The 14,768-nt window shown below is 60.2% G+C and carries 17 protein-coding genes; 15 read left to right on the top strand and 2 right to left on the bottom strand.

Annotated features, from left to right (window positions below):
• Window positions 1–7 precede the first annotated feature (7 nt).
• On the top strand, window positions 8–988 hold the full coding sequence (locus tag IDH44_RS03645) for an ABC transporter substrate-binding protein (RefSeq protein ID WP_190914805.1): 981 nt from the start codon (window positions 8–10) through the stop codon (window positions 986–988).
• A 4-nt stretch (window positions 989–992) separates the two neighbouring features.
• The gene (locus IDH44_RS03640; RefSeq protein WP_190914803.1) at window positions 993–1,754 is read left to right on the top strand and encodes an ABC transporter permease; all 762 of its coding nucleotides are present in this window, start codon (window positions 993–995) and stop codon (window positions 1,752–1,754) included.
• 59 nt (window positions 1,755–1,813) lie between these two features.
• Here IDH44_RS03640 and IDH44_RS03635 read toward each other — a convergent pair whose 3' ends face one another.
• Window positions 1,814–2,266, bottom strand: a complete 453-nt coding sequence (locus IDH44_RS03635) for a winged helix-turn-helix transcriptional regulator (RefSeq protein ID WP_190914801.1) — start codon at window positions 2,264–2,266, stop codon at window positions 1,814–1,816.
• Between the two features lie 127 nt (window positions 2,267–2,393).
• Here IDH44_RS03635 and IDH44_RS03630 point away from each other — a divergent pair, with 127 nt between their 5' ends.
• The 12 genes from IDH44_RS03630 (at window position 2,394) to IDH44_RS03575 (ending at window position 12,985) form a co-directional block, all read left to right on the top strand.
• Window positions 2,394–2,933, top strand: coding sequence for a DUF4242 domain-containing protein (locus IDH44_RS03630; RefSeq protein ID WP_190914799.1), 540 nt, complete (start codon window positions 2,394–2,396; stop codon window positions 2,931–2,933).
• Window positions 2,930–4,006: an acyl-CoA dehydrogenase family protein gene (locus IDH44_RS03625; RefSeq protein WP_190914797.1), complete on the top strand. Its 1,077-nt coding sequence runs from the start codon at window positions 2,930–2,932 to the stop codon at window positions 4,004–4,006. The genes IDH44_RS03630 and IDH44_RS03625 overlap by 4 nt, the downstream gene beginning before the upstream one ends.
• Complete coding sequence (locus tag IDH44_RS03620; RefSeq protein WP_317890101.1) at window positions 3,993–5,003, top strand: LysR family transcriptional regulator; 1,011 nt, start codon at window positions 3,993–3,995, stop codon at window positions 5,001–5,003. Before IDH44_RS03625 ends, IDH44_RS03620 begins: the two co-directional genes overlap by 14 nt.
• A 116-nt stretch (window positions 5,004–5,119) precedes the next feature.
• Window positions 5,120–6,007 carry a transporter substrate-binding domain-containing protein gene (locus IDH44_RS03615; RefSeq protein WP_190914795.1) on the top strand — a complete coding sequence of 296 codons (888 nt, stop codon included), beginning with the start codon at window positions 5,120–5,122 and terminating at the stop codon, window positions 6,005–6,007.
• A gap of 48 nt (window positions 6,008–6,055) precedes the next feature.
• The gene (locus IDH44_RS03610; protein WP_190914793.1) at window positions 6,056–6,841 is read left to right on the top strand and encodes an amino acid ABC transporter permease; all 786 of its coding nucleotides are present in this window, start codon (window positions 6,056–6,058) and stop codon (window positions 6,839–6,841) included.
• Window positions 6,838–7,551 carry an amino acid ABC transporter permease gene (locus IDH44_RS03605; protein WP_190914791.1) on the top strand — a complete coding sequence of 238 codons (714 nt, stop codon included), beginning with the start codon at window positions 6,838–6,840 and terminating at the stop codon, window positions 7,549–7,551. Before IDH44_RS03610 ends, IDH44_RS03605 begins: the two co-directional genes overlap by 4 nt.
• The gene (locus tag IDH44_RS03600) at window positions 7,548–8,300 is read left to right on the top strand and encodes an amino acid ABC transporter ATP-binding protein (protein ID WP_190914789.1); all 753 of its coding nucleotides are present in this window, start codon (window positions 7,548–7,550) and stop codon (window positions 8,298–8,300) included. The genes IDH44_RS03605 and IDH44_RS03600 overlap by 4 nt, the downstream gene beginning before the upstream one ends.
• A 23-nt stretch (window positions 8,301–8,323) precedes the next feature.
• A complete protein-coding gene (locus IDH44_RS03595) occupies window positions 8,324–9,376 on the top strand; it encodes an LLM class flavin-dependent oxidoreductase (protein ID WP_190914787.1) in 1,053 nt (350 codons plus the stop codon).
• Window positions 9,367–10,587 (top strand): amidohydrolase, encoded by a 1,221-nt coding sequence (locus tag IDH44_RS03590; protein ID WP_317890100.1) that lies wholly within the window; start codon window positions 9,367–9,369, stop codon window positions 10,585–10,587. Before IDH44_RS03595 ends, IDH44_RS03590 begins: the two co-directional genes overlap by 10 nt.
• Window positions 10,584–11,096, top strand: coding sequence for a DinB family protein (locus tag IDH44_RS03585; RefSeq protein ID WP_190914785.1), 513 nt, complete (start codon window positions 10,584–10,586; stop codon window positions 11,094–11,096). Before IDH44_RS03590 ends, IDH44_RS03585 begins: the two co-directional genes overlap by 4 nt.
• A 3-nt stretch (window positions 11,097–11,099) precedes the next feature.
• Window positions 11,100–11,669 (top strand): GNAT family N-acetyltransferase, encoded by a 570-nt coding sequence (locus tag IDH44_RS03580; protein ID WP_190914783.1) that lies wholly within the window; start codon window positions 11,100–11,102, stop codon window positions 11,667–11,669.
• A complete protein-coding gene (locus tag IDH44_RS03575) occupies window positions 11,666–12,985 on the top strand; it encodes an LLM class flavin-dependent oxidoreductase (protein ID WP_190914781.1) in 1,320 nt (439 codons plus the stop codon). The genes IDH44_RS03580 and IDH44_RS03575 overlap by 4 nt, the downstream gene beginning before the upstream one ends.
• A gap of 246 nt (window positions 12,986–13,231) precedes the next feature.
• Here the strand turns inward: IDH44_RS03575 and IDH44_RS03570 are convergent, their stop codons facing one another.
• The gene (locus tag IDH44_RS03570) at window positions 13,232–13,777 is read right to left on the bottom strand and encodes a VOC family protein (RefSeq protein WP_190914779.1); all 546 of its coding nucleotides are present in this window, start codon (window positions 13,775–13,777) and stop codon (window positions 13,232–13,234) included.
• Between the two features lie 109 nt (window positions 13,778–13,886).
• Here IDH44_RS03570 and IDH44_RS03565 point away from each other — a divergent pair, with 109 nt between their 5' ends.
• Window positions 13,887–14,108 (top strand): hypothetical protein, encoded by a 222-nt coding sequence (locus IDH44_RS03565; protein WP_190914777.1) that lies wholly within the window; start codon window positions 13,887–13,889, stop codon window positions 14,106–14,108.
• Window positions 14,109–14,768: the final 660 nt, after the last annotated feature.

Below are 14,768 nucleotides of genomic sequence, written 5' to 3'. Positions count from 1 at the left end.
ATATACAATGCGAGCAAAACTGCAGTACGCGGTGCACGCCGCGCTCTGGCTGCTCGTAATCGGAGCAGTGGCTGGATGTGCCGGCGCGGGCATAGGTTCGGACGACTCCGGCGAAGCCAAGCGTACAATCAAGCTCGGCTATTTGCCGATTACACATGCCGCGCCGCTGTATATCGAGGAGGAAATGAGCAAAGAAGGCTTTGACAGCTTTGATCTTGAGCTGGTCAAATTCGGTTCTTGGCCGGATTTGATGGATGCGCTCAACACCGGCAATATCGACGGGGCCTCGGTGCTGATTGAGCTTGCGATGCGGGCCAAGGAGCAAGGCATAGACCTGAAGGCGGTTGCGCTTGGTCACAAGGATGGCAATGTCGTCGTTGTCGATCCGTCGGTCAATTCGCCGTCCGATCTGAAGGGCAAGCCGTTTGCCATTCCGCACAAGTATTCGACGCATAATATCTTGTTGTATCAGATGCTAAAGGAAGCGGGCATGGCCTATGAGGACGTCCAGGTGATTGAGCTGCCGCCGCCGGAGATGCCCGCCGCACTGGCCGAGAGACGGATTGCCGGCTATGTCGTGGCCGAGCCATTCGGGGCCAAAGCGGTCGCCATCGGCAAGGGCAAGGTACTGCTCCAGTCGCATGAGCTGTGGCCGGACTCGGTGGACTGCGCGCTCGTACTGCGCGGCGAGCTGATCGACGGGGAGCGGGAGATTGCGCAAGAGCTGGTGGATCAGTATCTGGCGGCCGGCGCGCGCGCGGAGCACAAAAGCGAGGAGAGCAAGTCCATTCTGAAAAATTATATGGATGTCGACGACGAGGTGCTGGATCTGTCACTGCAGTGGATCAAATACGACGAGCTGAAGCTGGAGCGGGAGGCATACGATATGTTGCGCGAATATCTGATTGAGATGGGGCTGTCCCCCAATCCCCCGAGCTTCGAGGCGTTCGTGGACAACTCGCTGATCGAGCAAGCTGACGAGGGGTAGCGTCATGCGCATCCTGGACAAGTTCGGCTTCGCGGCGATCGCAGTCTTCCTGCTGCTGGCGGTGTGGCAACTCGCAGTGCTCGTCGGCGATTACGAAGCCTCGCTACTGCCTGCTCCCGCCGACGTCGGCGGGGCCATTGCGGAGCTGCTGCAAAGCGGAGCGCTCTGGACGCATCTGCGGGTTAGCCTGTTACGCTTCGCTGCGGGGTATGTCGCAGCCGCCCTGGCGGGTGTCGGGCTCGGCCTATTGTTCTCTCGCGTGCCCTGGCTATGGCGGATCGCCGACCCCCTCGTGCAGGTGATCAGGCCGGTTTCCCCGATCGCCTGGTCGCCATTCATCGTGCTATGGTTCGGCATCGGCAACGCTCCCGCAATCGTTATTATTTTTCTGGCGGGCTTCTTCCCGGTGCTACTCTCCACCGTTGCGGGCGTGCGCGGGGTCGATCCGATTTATCTGAAAGTCGCCGGTAATTTCGGGATTGCAGGCCACGCTCTGCTGACGCGAATTATATTGCCCGCGGCGTTTCCGTCGATCACGGCCGGTATGCGGATCGCGATCGGCACGGCCTGGATCTTCCTTGTCTCGGGCGAGATGGTCGGCTCGCAATCGGGACTAGGCTACCTGATTGTCGACAGCCGCAATACGATTCGGCTCGACCTGGTGATGGCCGGCATCGTCTTCATTGGTCTTTGCGGTCTGGCGCTTGATCGGGCGGTGCTGCTGTTCGAGCGGCGTGTGCGGCGCAGATGGGGGGCGTCGGGATAGCCGCCTGCCGGGAATCGCCAGCGACGACAGCGCCGAAGCGGCGCATGCGGCGCACGGGCTCAGCGGGAAGGCTGCTCCTCCGGAGCGAGCGTGACGACGTTCACATTCTTCCGTTCCACCTCGCGTGCGCAGTGCTCGCAGTGGTACGATATGCGCACCTCGTGGCCGCAGGAAGTATGTGTGAGCTTTTTATAACACTTCCGAAGATTGCGCTTGCCCCAGACGACCAGCGCATGGAACACGTCCTCGAGGTCTCGGCCGCCGTCGGTCAGGGCGTACCGGTAGCGGGGCGGATGGGCGCTGTACAGCTCGGCCTCGACGAGCCCTTCCCGCTCCAAATATTTGAGCCGCTCCGACAATAGCTTGGAGGAGAGGCCGGCGAGTCCCTTTTTAATTTCGTTGAAGGTAGCATGGCCAATCATAATTTCGTGTATGATCAGCAGCGTCCAGCGGTCGCCGATTACATTGAGCGACTGTGCGATATTACAGGGCAGATTGTATTTTTCTCGCATTGTCAAAACCTCCGTTTCAAATGCACATTAAGTTAACTTTTGATACTAAGTAAATTATAGTCCCAACCGGCTGCGCTGTCCATGCGGCAGGTCAGCCGGCTGCGAGGCGAAAAGGAGAGCATAAATAATGGCACTGTATCTCATTGAAGCAATCGTGGAGGAATCCGCTCGCAGCAAACAGGCGGTGCAGGAGAAGCTGGAAAAATTCCGTGCCGCACTGAACGTGCGCGACGGCGATTTGATCGAGGCACAGGTGCCGAGCGATCGTGCAAAGTTGTTCGTGATCGCCGATGTCAAGGGGGAGCACGAGGCCTATCATGCGCTTTCGGACGCGGATTTGGCAGTGCAACTGGTCAAGCCGGTGCGGCTCGTTGGCCGTGAGCTCGAGTCGATCAAGGCGGGGGCGCACGACGTCAATTATCTGGTCGAATGGAATTTGCCGGCGGACCTCACGATGGATCGGTATTTGGCACGCAAAAAAGCCAACGCGCCGAATTACGCAAAGGTGCCGGAGGTCGCTTTTTCTCGCACGTATGTATGCGAGGACATGACGAAATGTCTGTGCTTTTATAAGGCGCCCGACGAAGCCGCAGTCAAGCGTGCTCGGGAAGCGGTTGATACGCCGATCGATACGATTACCGAGCTGGATGAGTCCGGGGAACGATGAGCGGGGCGGAACTGAAAGCTGCCGAGCAGGCGGCAAAGGATTTGCTGCAGCCCTTTGTTCGCAGCATTGATGCCGATGCCTATTATGCCAAGCCTTATCTGATCGCGCTCGGCGCATCCGGTCTGCTGGATTCACGTGGCCGCGAGGATGCGGCTGTGCGCGAGCGCGGCGTGAGGCTTGGACTCCTGACGTCGCGGATCTGCATGACGACCGGGTTTAATTTATGGTGCCATTTGGCCGCGCTCACGTATGCGCGCCATAGCGTCAACGGCTGGCTGCACGAGCGCTTGCTGCCTCAGCTGGAACGGGGAAAGCGGCTCGGCGGCACAGGCTTGTCCAATCCGATGAAGCATTACGCGGGCATGGAGGAGCTGCGGCTGCGAGCCGAGCGGACAGAGGATGGACGAATGCTGCACGGCCTGTTGCCCACGGTGTCCAACCTGGGCGACGAGCACTGGTTCGGCGTCGTTGCAGGAGCGGCGACGCCGTCGAATCCGTACACGAAGCCGGTCATGCTGTTCGTCCCCTGCGACGTCGAACGCTTGGCACTGAGCGAGCGCACAGGCTACCTCGGAATAAACGGCAGTGCGACCTATGCTTGCCGCTTTGACGGGGTGCGCGTCCCGGACGAATGGATAATTGACGAGGATGCCGACGCGTTTGTGAGCCGGATCCGTGCGACCTTCGTGTTGTATCAGATTCCGCTCGGCCTGGGCGTACTGCAGAGCGCAGTGCAGGCGGTGCGACGGCAGCGCGAGACGCAGGGCGGTGCCAGCCTGCATTTGCCGGTCGGAGCGGAGCAGTTGGGCGAGCAAGCGAAGCGGTTGGAGATGCGTTTGCTGGATCTTGCCGCAGCACCGGACCTGGATGCACGCTGGCGCGAGGTGCTGCAGTTGCGGCTGGATACGGCGTATGCTGCGTTACAGGGCGTTCAGTCGGAGATGCTGCATCGCGGCGGCTCGGCATACACGCTGCATTGTTCCTCTTCCCGAAGGCTGCGCGAAGCCTACTTCTTTGCTGCGCTTACGCCGACTGTCAAGCATTTGGAGCAGCTTCTGAATGTTCCGACGTGAGCAGGCCAGTAGCGCTGGCATCTTTACTCTTGCCTTAATCCGAGTTATTCTATGTGTTAAATATAATTTGGAGAGAGGTGCGGCGATGAACATTGAAAACATCGAAGCATTTGTATTCGTCGTTCACTTCGGCAGCTTTAACAAAGCTGCCGAAGCGCTTTATTTATCCCAGCCATCGGTGACAGCCAGAATCCAGTCGCTGGAACGCGAACTGGACGCCAAGCTGTTCGACCGCGCCGGCAAGCAAGTCCGAATCTCCGAGGCTGGCGAGCGCTTCCTCCCCTACGCCCGCCAGATTCTCGTCACCTACGAAAGCAGTAAACGCCATGTCAACCCCAAAACGCCAAGTCCAGACGAACTGCGCATCGGCTGCACCTTATCGGTGGCCAACTACATTGTCCCCGATTTGTTGCCGCATTTAACCGCGCGCTTCCCTAACACCCGCTTTCGCATCGTAACCGCTACATCCGACGACATCGCCGCGCGGGTCGCTGACAACGAAGTCGATCTTGGCTTTACCCGCAGCTTGACTCACCCCCAGTTGCAGTCCGTCAAGTTTTACGAGGATTTGATTCAATTGCACGTCTATCCGGATCATCCGCTTCTGAATTGTCTTGAGCCTCCCAGTGTGGGCCGCATTGCCCAGGAGAAGCTGATTTTTTTCGAATGCGGCGCACTCGACTGGCTTCGCATCCATCGGCTCTTTGAGGGTCTCAAGCAGCCGCCCGACATCTGCTTCCATACGGACAATTCGGAGATGGCCAAAAAACTGGTCATGCGCCGAGCCGGCATCGCTTTTTTACCTGCGCTCAGCGCGCGGCAAGAGGTGAAGGATGGCCTGCTGCTCGCAGTGCCGGTACCGGAGGCGGCCGGCATCTCGCTGCAGACGAATCTGATATATACGCATGGCGTGCACGCCGAGCTGGTGGAGGCGATTTTGGCCTTTGGCAAAGTGCTTCATGAAAAATTCGATTGTCATATCGATTTTCTCTATTAGCTGTTGTATTGACGTCTGGAGAAGCCGGGTGTAAAGTAAAAGCCAACTATAATTCATACTTTTCGGGTAGGTATTATAAGTTTAAAATTGCCTTGAAACTGGGAGGGATTCACATCATGAAAAAAATCGGATGCTTAAGCGTATTGGCGGGCCTGTTGGCAGTGACGACGGCATGCGGCGGCGAGGAGCCGGCGGAGACGGATGCAGGTACACAGACAGGCACCGGCTCGGAGACGAGCACGGAATCAAAGGCGGGGAGCGGCGCCGCATCCGGTTCGGAAAACGATCGCGCGTCGGCGCCCGAGCAGATTATCGTCGGTACCGGGACACAATTTCCCAAAGTCGCCTTTCTTGACGAAGACGGCACACTGACCGGCTTTGACGTTGAATTGGTGCGAGAGATCGACGAGCGACTGGACGAATACGAATTCGAGCTTCGCACATTCGAGTTCACCAATCTTTTGCTAAGTCTGGAGACAGAAAAAATTGACTTTGCTGCGCATCAATTCGAAAAAAACGAGGAACGTCAAGCCAAATATTTATTTAATAAAGAACCTTACGCACACTGGAAGAACTTTATCATCGTTGATCAAAATAACGATTCGATCCAGACGCTGGACGACCTGCAGGGCAAGAAAGTGCTGACCTCCGCAACAAGCGCGCAGGCGCAAATTCTCGAAAATTACAATGCCGAGCATGATGCCAAGATCGATATTGTCTATAACAACGGCGGCGCCAACGATACGGTTAGCCAGATCACGACCGGACGGGTGGACGCGACGCTCGCAGCGGACTTTACACTGCCATTAATCGATCCCAACGGGAAGCTGAAGACGACGGGCGAGGCGCTCAGCTCCGCCGACATCCTGTTTCTTTTTCGCAAGGACGATCCCGCCTCGCAAAAGCTGGCGGATGCAATCGACGAGGCGCTGGTCGCCATTAAGGAAGACGGCACCCTCAGCGAGCTGAGCACGACCTGGCTGGGCGATGATTTTACCAAGTAGCGCGCCCGGGTATCGGGAGCGACTGCCGCAGGAAGGAGGGCGCGTACAATGGGCGAGCAGGCATTCGAGTTTGGGCTGATCGGCGTTTACTTTATGAAGTTGCTCCCGACGCTGCGCCTCACGTTGCTGATCGTAGTCGGATCGATTGCGGTCGGACTGATTGCGGGTACGCTGGCGGCGCTGCCTCGTCTATACCGTGTGCCGATTCTGCAGCGGGTATCGCAGGTGTATGTTTCGTTTTTTCGCGGCACGCCGATTCTGATTCAGCTGTTCTTGTTCTACTATGGGCTGCCCGAGCTGGTCGAGCCGCTCGGTCTCGATCTCTCCCGCACGCCGGCGCTTGCTTTCGTCGTCCTGGCGTATGGCCTGCACAGCGGGGCGTTCATCTCCGAGGCGATCCGCGCCGCGGTGACGGCAGTCGATCGCGGCCAGGTGGAGGCAGCCTACGCCGTTGGCATGAGCGGTCCGCAAGCGCTGCGGCGCATCGTGCTGCCCCAGGCGCTTGTCATCGCCGTGCCGGTGCTGGGCAATCTGGTGATTGCCAATCTGAAGGACACTTCCCTGGCCTTCACACTGGGCGTGATGGAGCTGACGGGCAAGGCGCAGACGCTCGGCTTGCTGGCGCAGCATTTCCTGGAGGCGTACCTCTCGCTGGCGGCGCTGTATTTCATCATTAGCTGGGGGCTGGAGCGGCTGTTCCTGTGGTGGGAGCGCAGTCTGCTCCGCAAGCAGGGCGTAGCCGCGCTACCGCGACTCGGCCGACTCGGACGTCAGGCGCTGATGCGCCGCTTCGCCCAGGAGGCGCGACTCGGCAGAGAGGGGGCGAGCGGATGAATCTGGATCCGGGCTTCATTTGGACTGCATTGCGCAGTCTGCTGCAGGCGGTGCCGACGACGCTTGCGATCACGGCGGTCTCCTCCTTGTGCGGCTTGCTGCTTGGCACGGTGACCGCGCTGCTGCGCATCTATCGGGTGCCGCTGCTGGGGCAAGCGTCCTCGGCATATGTCACCTTTATCCGCGGCACGCCGATGCTGACCCACCTGCTGCTGATTTATTTCGGCCTGCCGCTGCTGATCGACGGTCCGCTGGCCGGAGCCGGTCTGCCAGTGCGCTCGGCGATGATTCCGATGATTGGCTTCGCCTATATCGCCTTCTCCATCACAGCGGGCGCCTATCTCTCCGAGGTGGTGCGCGCGGGCATACAGGCAGTCGATCGGGGCCAGATGGAGGCGGGCCTAGCGGTCGGCATGACGACCGGTCAGGCGCTGCGGCGGATCGTACTGCCGCAGGCGATGGCGGCCAGTGTGCCCAATTTGTCGAACAGCGTCATCGGCATGCTGCACGCTTCATCGCTCGCTTTTACCGTCTCCGTCGTCGATATCAATGCCCAGGCGCAGATCGTCGCCTCCACCAACTGGCGATACTTCGAGGCCTATCTGGCGGCGGCGATCCTGTACTGGGGCATGACGCTGGCGCTGGAGCGGCTGGCGGCGCTGGTCGAGCGGCGCATTAGTCTGTACAACCGGGGAGGGGTGTCGTCGTGATCAAGCTGAGCGGAATTCGCAAAAAATATGGTCATCATGAGGTGCTGCAAGGAATTGATGCCACGGTGCAAAAAGGCGAGGTCGTCGCAATACTAGGCCCTAGCGGCTCGGGCAAGACGACGTTGCTGCGCTGTGTCAATTTTTTGGAACGACCGAACGAGGGAGAGCTGACCATTGGCGATTTCACCATCCAGTGCAAGCGCGCCAGGAAGCAGGACATCTATACGTTGCGCCGCAAGACGGCTATGGTCTTCCAGCAATACAATCTGTTCCGCCACAAGACTGCGCTCGAAAATGTCATGGAAGGGTTGCTGGTGGTCCAGAAAATGCCGCGCGATCAGGCGCGCGAGCGCAGTGCACAACTGCTGGACAAGGTCGGATTGGGAAAAAAGCTGGACGCCTATCCGAGCGCGCTCTCGGGCGGCCAGCAGCAGCGTGTCGGCATCGCCCGGGCGCTGGCGGGCAACCCCGAGGTTATTCTGTTCGATGAGCCGACCTCGGCGCTCGATCCCGAGCTGGTCGGGGAGGTGCTGGCCGTCATCCGTACGATCGCTAGAGAAGGCATCACGATGATGATTGTCACCCATGAAATGAGCTTCGCTCAGGATGTCGCCACCCAGGTCCTGTTCATGGACGAGGGCGTCGTTGTCGAGCGGGGCACGCCACGCGAGATGTTCAGCGATCCCAAGGAGGAACGCACGCGCCGCTTCCTGAAGCGTATCGCGCCGGAACCGATCTATCATATCTGACAAGGAAGAATGGAGGGATCGCGATGACCCTGACGATGGGCATCCTCGATCAAAGCATTGTCTTCCCCGGCCAGACACCGGGCGAAGCGCTGCGCAATACCGTACGGCTGGCACGACTGGCCGATCGGCTCGGTTATGCCCGATACTGGGTAGCCGAGCACCATGACGGGACGCAGACGGCCGGCTCGGCGCCGGAGGTGCTGATCGGCCATCTGCTGGCTTCGACGGAGCGGATCAAGATCGGCTCGGGAGGCGTCATGCTGCAGCATTACAGCGCCTACAAGGTGGCTGAGTGCTTCAATGTACTCGCCACGCTGGCGCCGGGGCGTGTCGAGCTCGGCATCGGCCGGGCGCCGGGCGGACTGCCGCGTTCGACGCAGGCGCTGCGCAGCGGCAAGAGCGCGCCGCCTCCGCTGGCGGAACAAGTCGACGATCTGCGGCGCTACTTGCACGGGCCTGCGGAGCCGGGCCATCCCTTGGCCGGGTTGCAGGCTGCGCCGCTGACGGAACAGCCGGCCGAGCTGTATATGCTCGGCACAAGCGTGGCTAGCGCCCGGCTGGCGGCGGACAAGGGACTGCCTTACGTCTTCGCGCGATTTATCAACAGCGACCATGAGACGGCGCGCGAGGCAATCGATACGTACCGGTCGCACTTCCTGCGCACTCACGGACGTCCGCCTCGTCCCATGCTCGCCCTGGCGGTCATCATTACCGAGGATGAGGAAGAGGCGGAGAGCCTCAAGGGACAGCATCAGAGCGTACGCGTCACACTCGCCGGCGGCCAGACGGTCAACGTCGGCTCGCTCGAACAGGCGGAAGAATATGCGCGCCAGGCCGGCGAAGCGTATACGACCGAGGTGCGCGACGCGGACGTGACGATCGGCACGGAAGAGCGCGTGCGCGCCAGATTGCTGGAGCTGCAGCGGGAATTCGGCGTGGACGAGATGCTGTTCACCGCAATCATCGGCGATTACGCCAAGCGAGAGCGTTCATTTACGCGGCTGATTCGTTTGTTCGACACGGCTGACATGGCAGGCAAGCAGGCGGCTGGAGAGGAGGGGCAGACGTGTGGGTGACGAAGGATTTCCCGGCCGCTTGGACGGAGCGACTCATCGCCGTGCGGCGGCATCTCCATGCCCATCCCGAGCTGTCGAATGAGGAGCATGAGACGACGGCCTACTTGCGTGAGCAACTCGCTGAGGCGGGCATCCGCGAGCTCGATCTGGGCCTGTCGACGGGTCTTGTTGCCGAGATCGGCAGCGCCGTCGATGGTCCGATTGTGGCGGTGCGGGCAGACATTGACGCGCTCCCGGTGCAAGAGGAGACCGGGCTCGACTACGCCTCGCGTGTACCCGGCCGGATGCATGCGTGCGGGCACGACTTTCACGCTGCGGCGCTGCTCGGCGCGGCGCTGCGGCTCAAGGCGCGGGAGGCGGATCTGCCGGGTCGTGTGCGCTTGCTGTTCCAGCCGGCGGAGGAGAAGGCCAAGGGCGCAGTCCAGCTCATCCGCAGCGGCGCGCTGGAGGGCGTGCAGGCGATCTTCGGCCTGCACAACAAGCCCGATCTTCGAGTCGGCGCGATCGGCGTCAAGTCCGGCCCGCTGATGGCGGCCGCTGACGGCTTTGCAGTAGACGTGCGGGGCCGAGGCAGCCATGCCGCCGTTCCGGAGGTAGCGGTCGATCCGATCGTCGTAGCGGCGCATATCGTGACCGCTCTGCAATCGATTGTCAGTCGCAATGTTGGACCGCTCGACAGCGCGGTCGTCAGCGTGACGCGTCTGAATGCCGGGACGTCCTGGAATGTGATTCCCGAGCATGCGGTGTTCGACGGCACGCTGCGTACCTTTGACCCTGTGATCCGCGAGCATGTCCGCAAGCGCTTTGCCGCGCTGGTGTCCGGCATCGCTGCTTCCTTTGAGTCCGAGGCGTCGATTCGCTGGATTGACGGGCCGCCTGCTGTGGTCAACGACGAAGCTTGGACGCGTCATGCCGCCGCTACAGCGGAGCGGATCGGCCTGCAGACCGTTGTGCCACGGCCGTCGCCGGCCGGCGAGGATTTTGCTTTTTATTTGCAGCAAATCCCCGGCGCATTTGTCTTTGTCGGCACGTCGGGCGAATACGAATGGCATCATCCCAAATTTGATCTGGACGAGAAGGCATTGCCGCAGACAGCCGAATATCTGGCTGCGCTGGCAGGCGGCGCGCTGGAGCGGCTGCAAGCAGCCCGCGGGCTCGCGCGACATGGAGTCGAGTCGGGCGTGCATCAAAAAGGAGGAGAACTAGCATGACGGAGCATTTGCATTTGGACGCCTATCGGCAGTCGTTCGCGCTACTGGAGCAGGCCGTCGCCGGCCTGACCCGTGAAGAACTCGGCTACAAGCCGTCTCCGGTCAAGTGGAGCGTCACAGAGGTGCTGGCGCATTTGACCGACCACTACCTTGTCGTGTCATTCCGTATTCGCGAAGTGTTATCGCGGTCCGCGGTGCGACTGCCCGCATTTCGCCAGGATGAGTGGGTCGAGGGACAGCATGCCGCAGATGGGGACGCGACCGACTATTTGGCGCTGTTTGGCGCGCTGCATGCTTTCCACACGCGGCTATTCGAGCGGCTTGCCCCTGAAGCGTGGACGCTGGACGGCATCAATGCCAAAGGCGAGCGCGTCTCGCTTGAAGCCATAATCGCCGCCTTCTCGGCGCATCTGAAGCTTCATCTGGCGCAGATCGGGCGAACGCGAGAGCTTGCAAGGGCGGCGCTCGCGGCGACATCAGGGCAGACCGCCGCGAGAGGAGGAGGCTGAGCGATGGCGACAAAAGCGCGATTAATCGTTCGTGAAGCCGCGCGCACTGACGACGCGGCGATCGAGCGCGTGCTGCTGGATGCGTATCGGCAATACGAGCAGAGCTTGCCGCTTGAGCGGTGGGTGCAGTACAAGCATAATATCGTATCCAGTGTCATCTCCGATACCGTCAAATATCGGCTGGTCGCCGAACTGGACGGAGAGCTGGCAGGCAGCGTGTTCCTGTTCGCTTCGTCCAGGGAAGCGTATGGGACGGAGGGCCCCCACATCGACACTCCAATTCTGCGTCTGCTGGCTGTTGCACCAGCGGCACGCGGCAAGGGGGTGGCGACAGAGCTGCTTCGTACGAGCGCACAAGTCGCCGAGGGGTGGGGAGCCCAGGCGCTGCACCTGCACACGACGGAGTTGATGGGATCGGCGGTCAGGCTGTACGAGAGGCTAGGTTTTGCGCGCGCCGTCGACAAGGACATCTACAACGGCGAACTGTTGGTGAGGAGTTATCGGATAGCATTGCCCTGGCGGGTGCCCGAAGAGGCTGACCGCCCCCGGAAGAAGAAGGAGGACGTGGGATGAGCAGAAAATTAAAACTGGGCGTATTGATTCACGGAGTAGGCGGCCACGTAGGCGCTTGGCGGCACCCGGAGGTGCCCGTTGACGCGAGCGTCAATTTTGATTTTTACAAAACGCAGGCGCAACTGGCCGAACGGGGCAAGTTCGATCTGGCTTTTATCGCGGACGGCTTGTATATTACGGAACAGTCGATTCCGCATTTCCTGAACCGCTTCGAGCCGGTGACGATTTTGTCCGCGCTGGCAGCGGCGACCTCCAAGATCGGGCTGGTCGGCACGCTGTCCACGTCGTATAGCGAACCGTTCACGGTCGCGCGTCAATTCGGCTCGCTCGACCATATCAGCGGCGGACGCGCCGGCTGGAATGTGGTGACGTCGCCGCTGGAAGGCTCCGCTCGCAATTACGGCCGCGACAAGCATCCCAGCCATGACGAGCGATATGCCATTGCCGAAGAGTACTTGCAGGTCGTGCGCGGGCTTTGGGATTCGTGGGAGGACGACGCATTTGTAGGCGACAAGGCAGGCGGCGTCTTTTTCGATCCGCGCAAAATGCACCGGTTGTCTCACAAGGGCCGCCATTTCAGCGTGGAAGGCCCCCTGAACATTGCCCGCTCCAGGCAAGGCCATCCGGTCGTCTTCCAAGCAGGTTCATCGGAGAGCGGCAAGCGACTGGCGGCGATATCCGCCGACGCTGTCTTTACCGGCCATGATTCGCTGCACGAGGCACAGCAGTTTTATCGCGAGGTCAAGGAGCGGACCGTCGCGGCGGGGCGGACGGCCGACGATATCGTCATTTTGCCAGGCATTTCGCCCATTGTCGGCCGCACAGCTCAAGAGGCGGAGGACAAGTACGAGGCCCTTGCGCAACTGGTCGGTATCGAACAAGCGCTTGCGTATTTGGGTCGTTTTTTTGAGCATCATGATTTTGGACAATATCCGCTTGACGCACCGTTTCCCGAGCTGGGCGAGCTGGGCAGCAACAGCTTTCGCAGCGGTACCGACAAAATTAAAAAAACGGCTCGCGAGGAGCGGCTGACGCTTCGGCAGGTGGCATTGAGAGCGGCTACGCCGCGCAGCCCGTTTACCGGGACGCCCGAGGCCGTAGCCGACTTGCTGACACAGTGGCATGCCGAGCGGGGGGCGGACGGCTTCATCGTCCACACGGCTCTCCCGGGTCAGCTCGGCGATTTTGTCGACCAGGTCGTACCCATTCTGCAGGAGCGCGGCCTTTACCGCAGCGAGTACGAAGCCGACACGCTGCGCGGCAATCTGGGTCTGCCGGTACCGGTGAACCGCTACGCCGCCTCGACCGTCGGCTGAGCAAGCGCGACACCTTTTATGGCCGCGCCTCCTGGAGTAGAGCGCTGACAGTGAGTTACCCCTATTCAATTCGACGGTCGGCCCGTGCGCATGCGCACGGGCCTTGTCTCCTTTACATCGCTCGGCGCGCAACTCCCGACGTGCAAGTTGCGGCAGGACGTCGGCGGTCGCACGCCCACTTGCTTGTCTCCGCTCAAACGGCGGGCGAAGGAGCCGCTCTACGCGGATACAGACGAAGCGGCTGCTCTACTCGGATACAATGGTGAAATTGACGCCGTACTTGTCCTTCACCATGCCGAAAGCTGGACTGAATGAGGTCTCGGTCAGCGCGTGCGTCACCTCGCCCCCTTCAGCCAGCGCATCGAAGCAGCGACGAGCCGTCGCGATGTCATCGGCGGTGAGACTAATCATGACCTGATTGCCGCGCGCGATGGGATTGCCTGGATAATTGTCGCACAGGAGCAGATGCGTCTGGCCGAACGAGATATCCGCATGCACGATCAGGTTGGCAAACTCCGGCTTCGTCGGCCGTGCTGACCCGTCCGCAGGTACGTCGCCATATGTCGTCATCGACTGTACCTTCCCCTCCAGCGCGCGCTCGTAGAAGGCAATCCCCGCTCTTGCGTTTTTTTTAAGGACGAGGTAAGGGCTTAAATGGACGCCCATAAAAATTTTCTTTCTCTTTGCAGGACTGCAGAAATCGTTCGTCAAATATGGACTTCTTGGTTGAGCGCTCGATAATACTGCATCGTAATTGTAGCATAGGCCGCCGTCAAGATTCAGCTCGCTCATGTTTCGGACATTCACAATCGGGTAAAAAAACGTATGGACATATATCGTGATGCGATATATAATGGGAAGACACAAAGTTGTAACAAAACAAAGAGGAGATGACACGTGTATGACGATCGGTAAGCTGGCTCGCAATGTGACGGTTGGATTTGTAATTGGCCTTTTGGCGCTGGGCTTGCTGCCCTTCTTGCTCATCTACAACTTCGCCGAGTTAGTCAACGGGGTTGAGCTGGACGCGACACCGCTGTTCCTGCTGATGCGCAAGTGGCTCGGGGACGGACCGAGCGAAGCGGCAAAAGCGGACGCCGCCGCCAGCGACGACGCTTCCTGACGAGGTCTCCATAAGCTTGCGCACTTGTTCGGCTCGCCATTCGGCGGGTCGTTTTTTGTGCGCTTGGCAGCGCATCGTACTAACGGGTGAGAGACCCGAGCGTGCCGCGAGGTGGCGGAAGCGCATAGCCGACTGGTAGTGCGTTGGCCGTGAGGCAGCGTGCGGAGGATCAGAAGGCAAACCTCGGAACAGGCGGCGAACCAGGTTGGCTGGCGAAGTCGGATAACCCTGCAAAAGAAGGGGACGTCCCATACCACCATAGACTTCGCAAGTTAAGAGGACTGGATTCGAGGGAAAGACGATGACGTGACCCAAGGAGAGCTTATCGCGCCTGCGAAGTCAGCAGTAACCCCTGTACAAGTCCGCGAAGGATAAGACAGGGCTAAGGGTGGTGAGCAGTCATACGAAGGGATAGTAGCGAAGAAGCCTGCAGGAAAAGCCGCAATAGCAGGTGAACCCGTGCGTAGATGCGGGTGCGAACCCTGACCCAAAAGGCAGGAGAATCGTGCGAAGCCCGGAACCGTGGAAGAGAAGCGACGAACGTAGAGGAAATGCAGGTGTGCAGAAGGAAATCGGGGAGCCAGGAAGTGCGAAGAACCGACGCCGAACAAAAGGGTAGGCGAGCTGAGGGAGTACACGAAGGAAGGGACTGACTGCCGT

The organism is Paenibacillus sabuli (assembly GCF_014705605.1).
In the GTDB taxonomy this organism is placed as follows: Bacteria; Bacillota; Bacilli; order Paenibacillales; family Paenibacillaceae; genus Paenibacillus_D; species Paenibacillus_D sabuli.
This window is presented reverse-complemented; position numbering and strand designations above follow the sequence as displayed.

Coding starts and splice junctions, on each gene's coding strand:
- IDH44_RS03640 (WP_190914803.1), top strand. CDS start 993: ATGCGCATCCTGGACAAGTTCGGCTTCGCGGCGATCGCAGTCTTCCTG.
- IDH44_RS03575 (WP_190914781.1), top strand. CDS start 11,666: ATGAGCAGAAAATTAAAACTGGGCGTATTGATTCACGGAGTAGGCGGC.
- IDH44_RS03585 (WP_190914785.1), top strand. CDS start 10,584: ATGACGGAGCATTTGCATTTGGACGCCTATCGGCAGTCGTTCGCGCTA.
- IDH44_RS03620 (WP_317890101.1), top strand. CDS start 3,993: ATGTTCCGACGTGAGCAGGCCAGTAGCGCTGGCATCTTTACTCTTGCC.
- IDH44_RS03625 (WP_190914797.1), top strand. CDS start 2,930: ATGAGCGGGGCGGAACTGAAAGCTGCCGAGCAGGCGGCAAAGGATTTG.
- IDH44_RS03630 (WP_190914799.1), top strand. CDS start 2,394: ATGGCACTGTATCTCATTGAAGCAATCGTGGAGGAATCCGCTCGCAGC.
- IDH44_RS03565 (WP_190914777.1), top strand. CDS start 13,887: ATGACGATCGGTAAGCTGGCTCGCAATGTGACGGTTGGATTTGTAATT.
- IDH44_RS03605 (WP_190914791.1), top strand. CDS start 6,838: ATGAATCTGGATCCGGGCTTCATTTGGACTGCATTGCGCAGTCTGCTG.
- IDH44_RS03635 (WP_190914801.1), bottom strand. CDS start 2,266: ATGCGAGAAAAATACAATCTGCCCTGTAATATCGCACAGTCGCTCAAT.
- IDH44_RS03580 (WP_190914783.1), top strand. CDS start 11,100: ATGGCGACAAAAGCGCGATTAATCGTTCGTGAAGCCGCGCGCACTGAC.
- IDH44_RS03595 (WP_190914787.1), top strand. CDS start 8,324: ATGACCCTGACGATGGGCATCCTCGATCAAAGCATTGTCTTCCCCGGC.
- IDH44_RS03610 (WP_190914793.1), top strand. CDS start 6,056: ATGGGCGAGCAGGCATTCGAGTTTGGGCTGATCGGCGTTTACTTTATG.
- IDH44_RS03615 (WP_190914795.1), top strand. CDS start 5,120: ATGAAAAAAATCGGATGCTTAAGCGTATTGGCGGGCCTGTTGGCAGTG.
- IDH44_RS03645 (WP_190914805.1), top strand. CDS start 8: ATGCGAGCAAAACTGCAGTACGCGGTGCACGCCGCGCTCTGGCTGCTC.
- IDH44_RS03570 (WP_190914779.1), bottom strand. CDS start 13,777: ATGAGCGAGCTGAATCTTGACGGCGGCCTATGCTACAATTACGATGCA.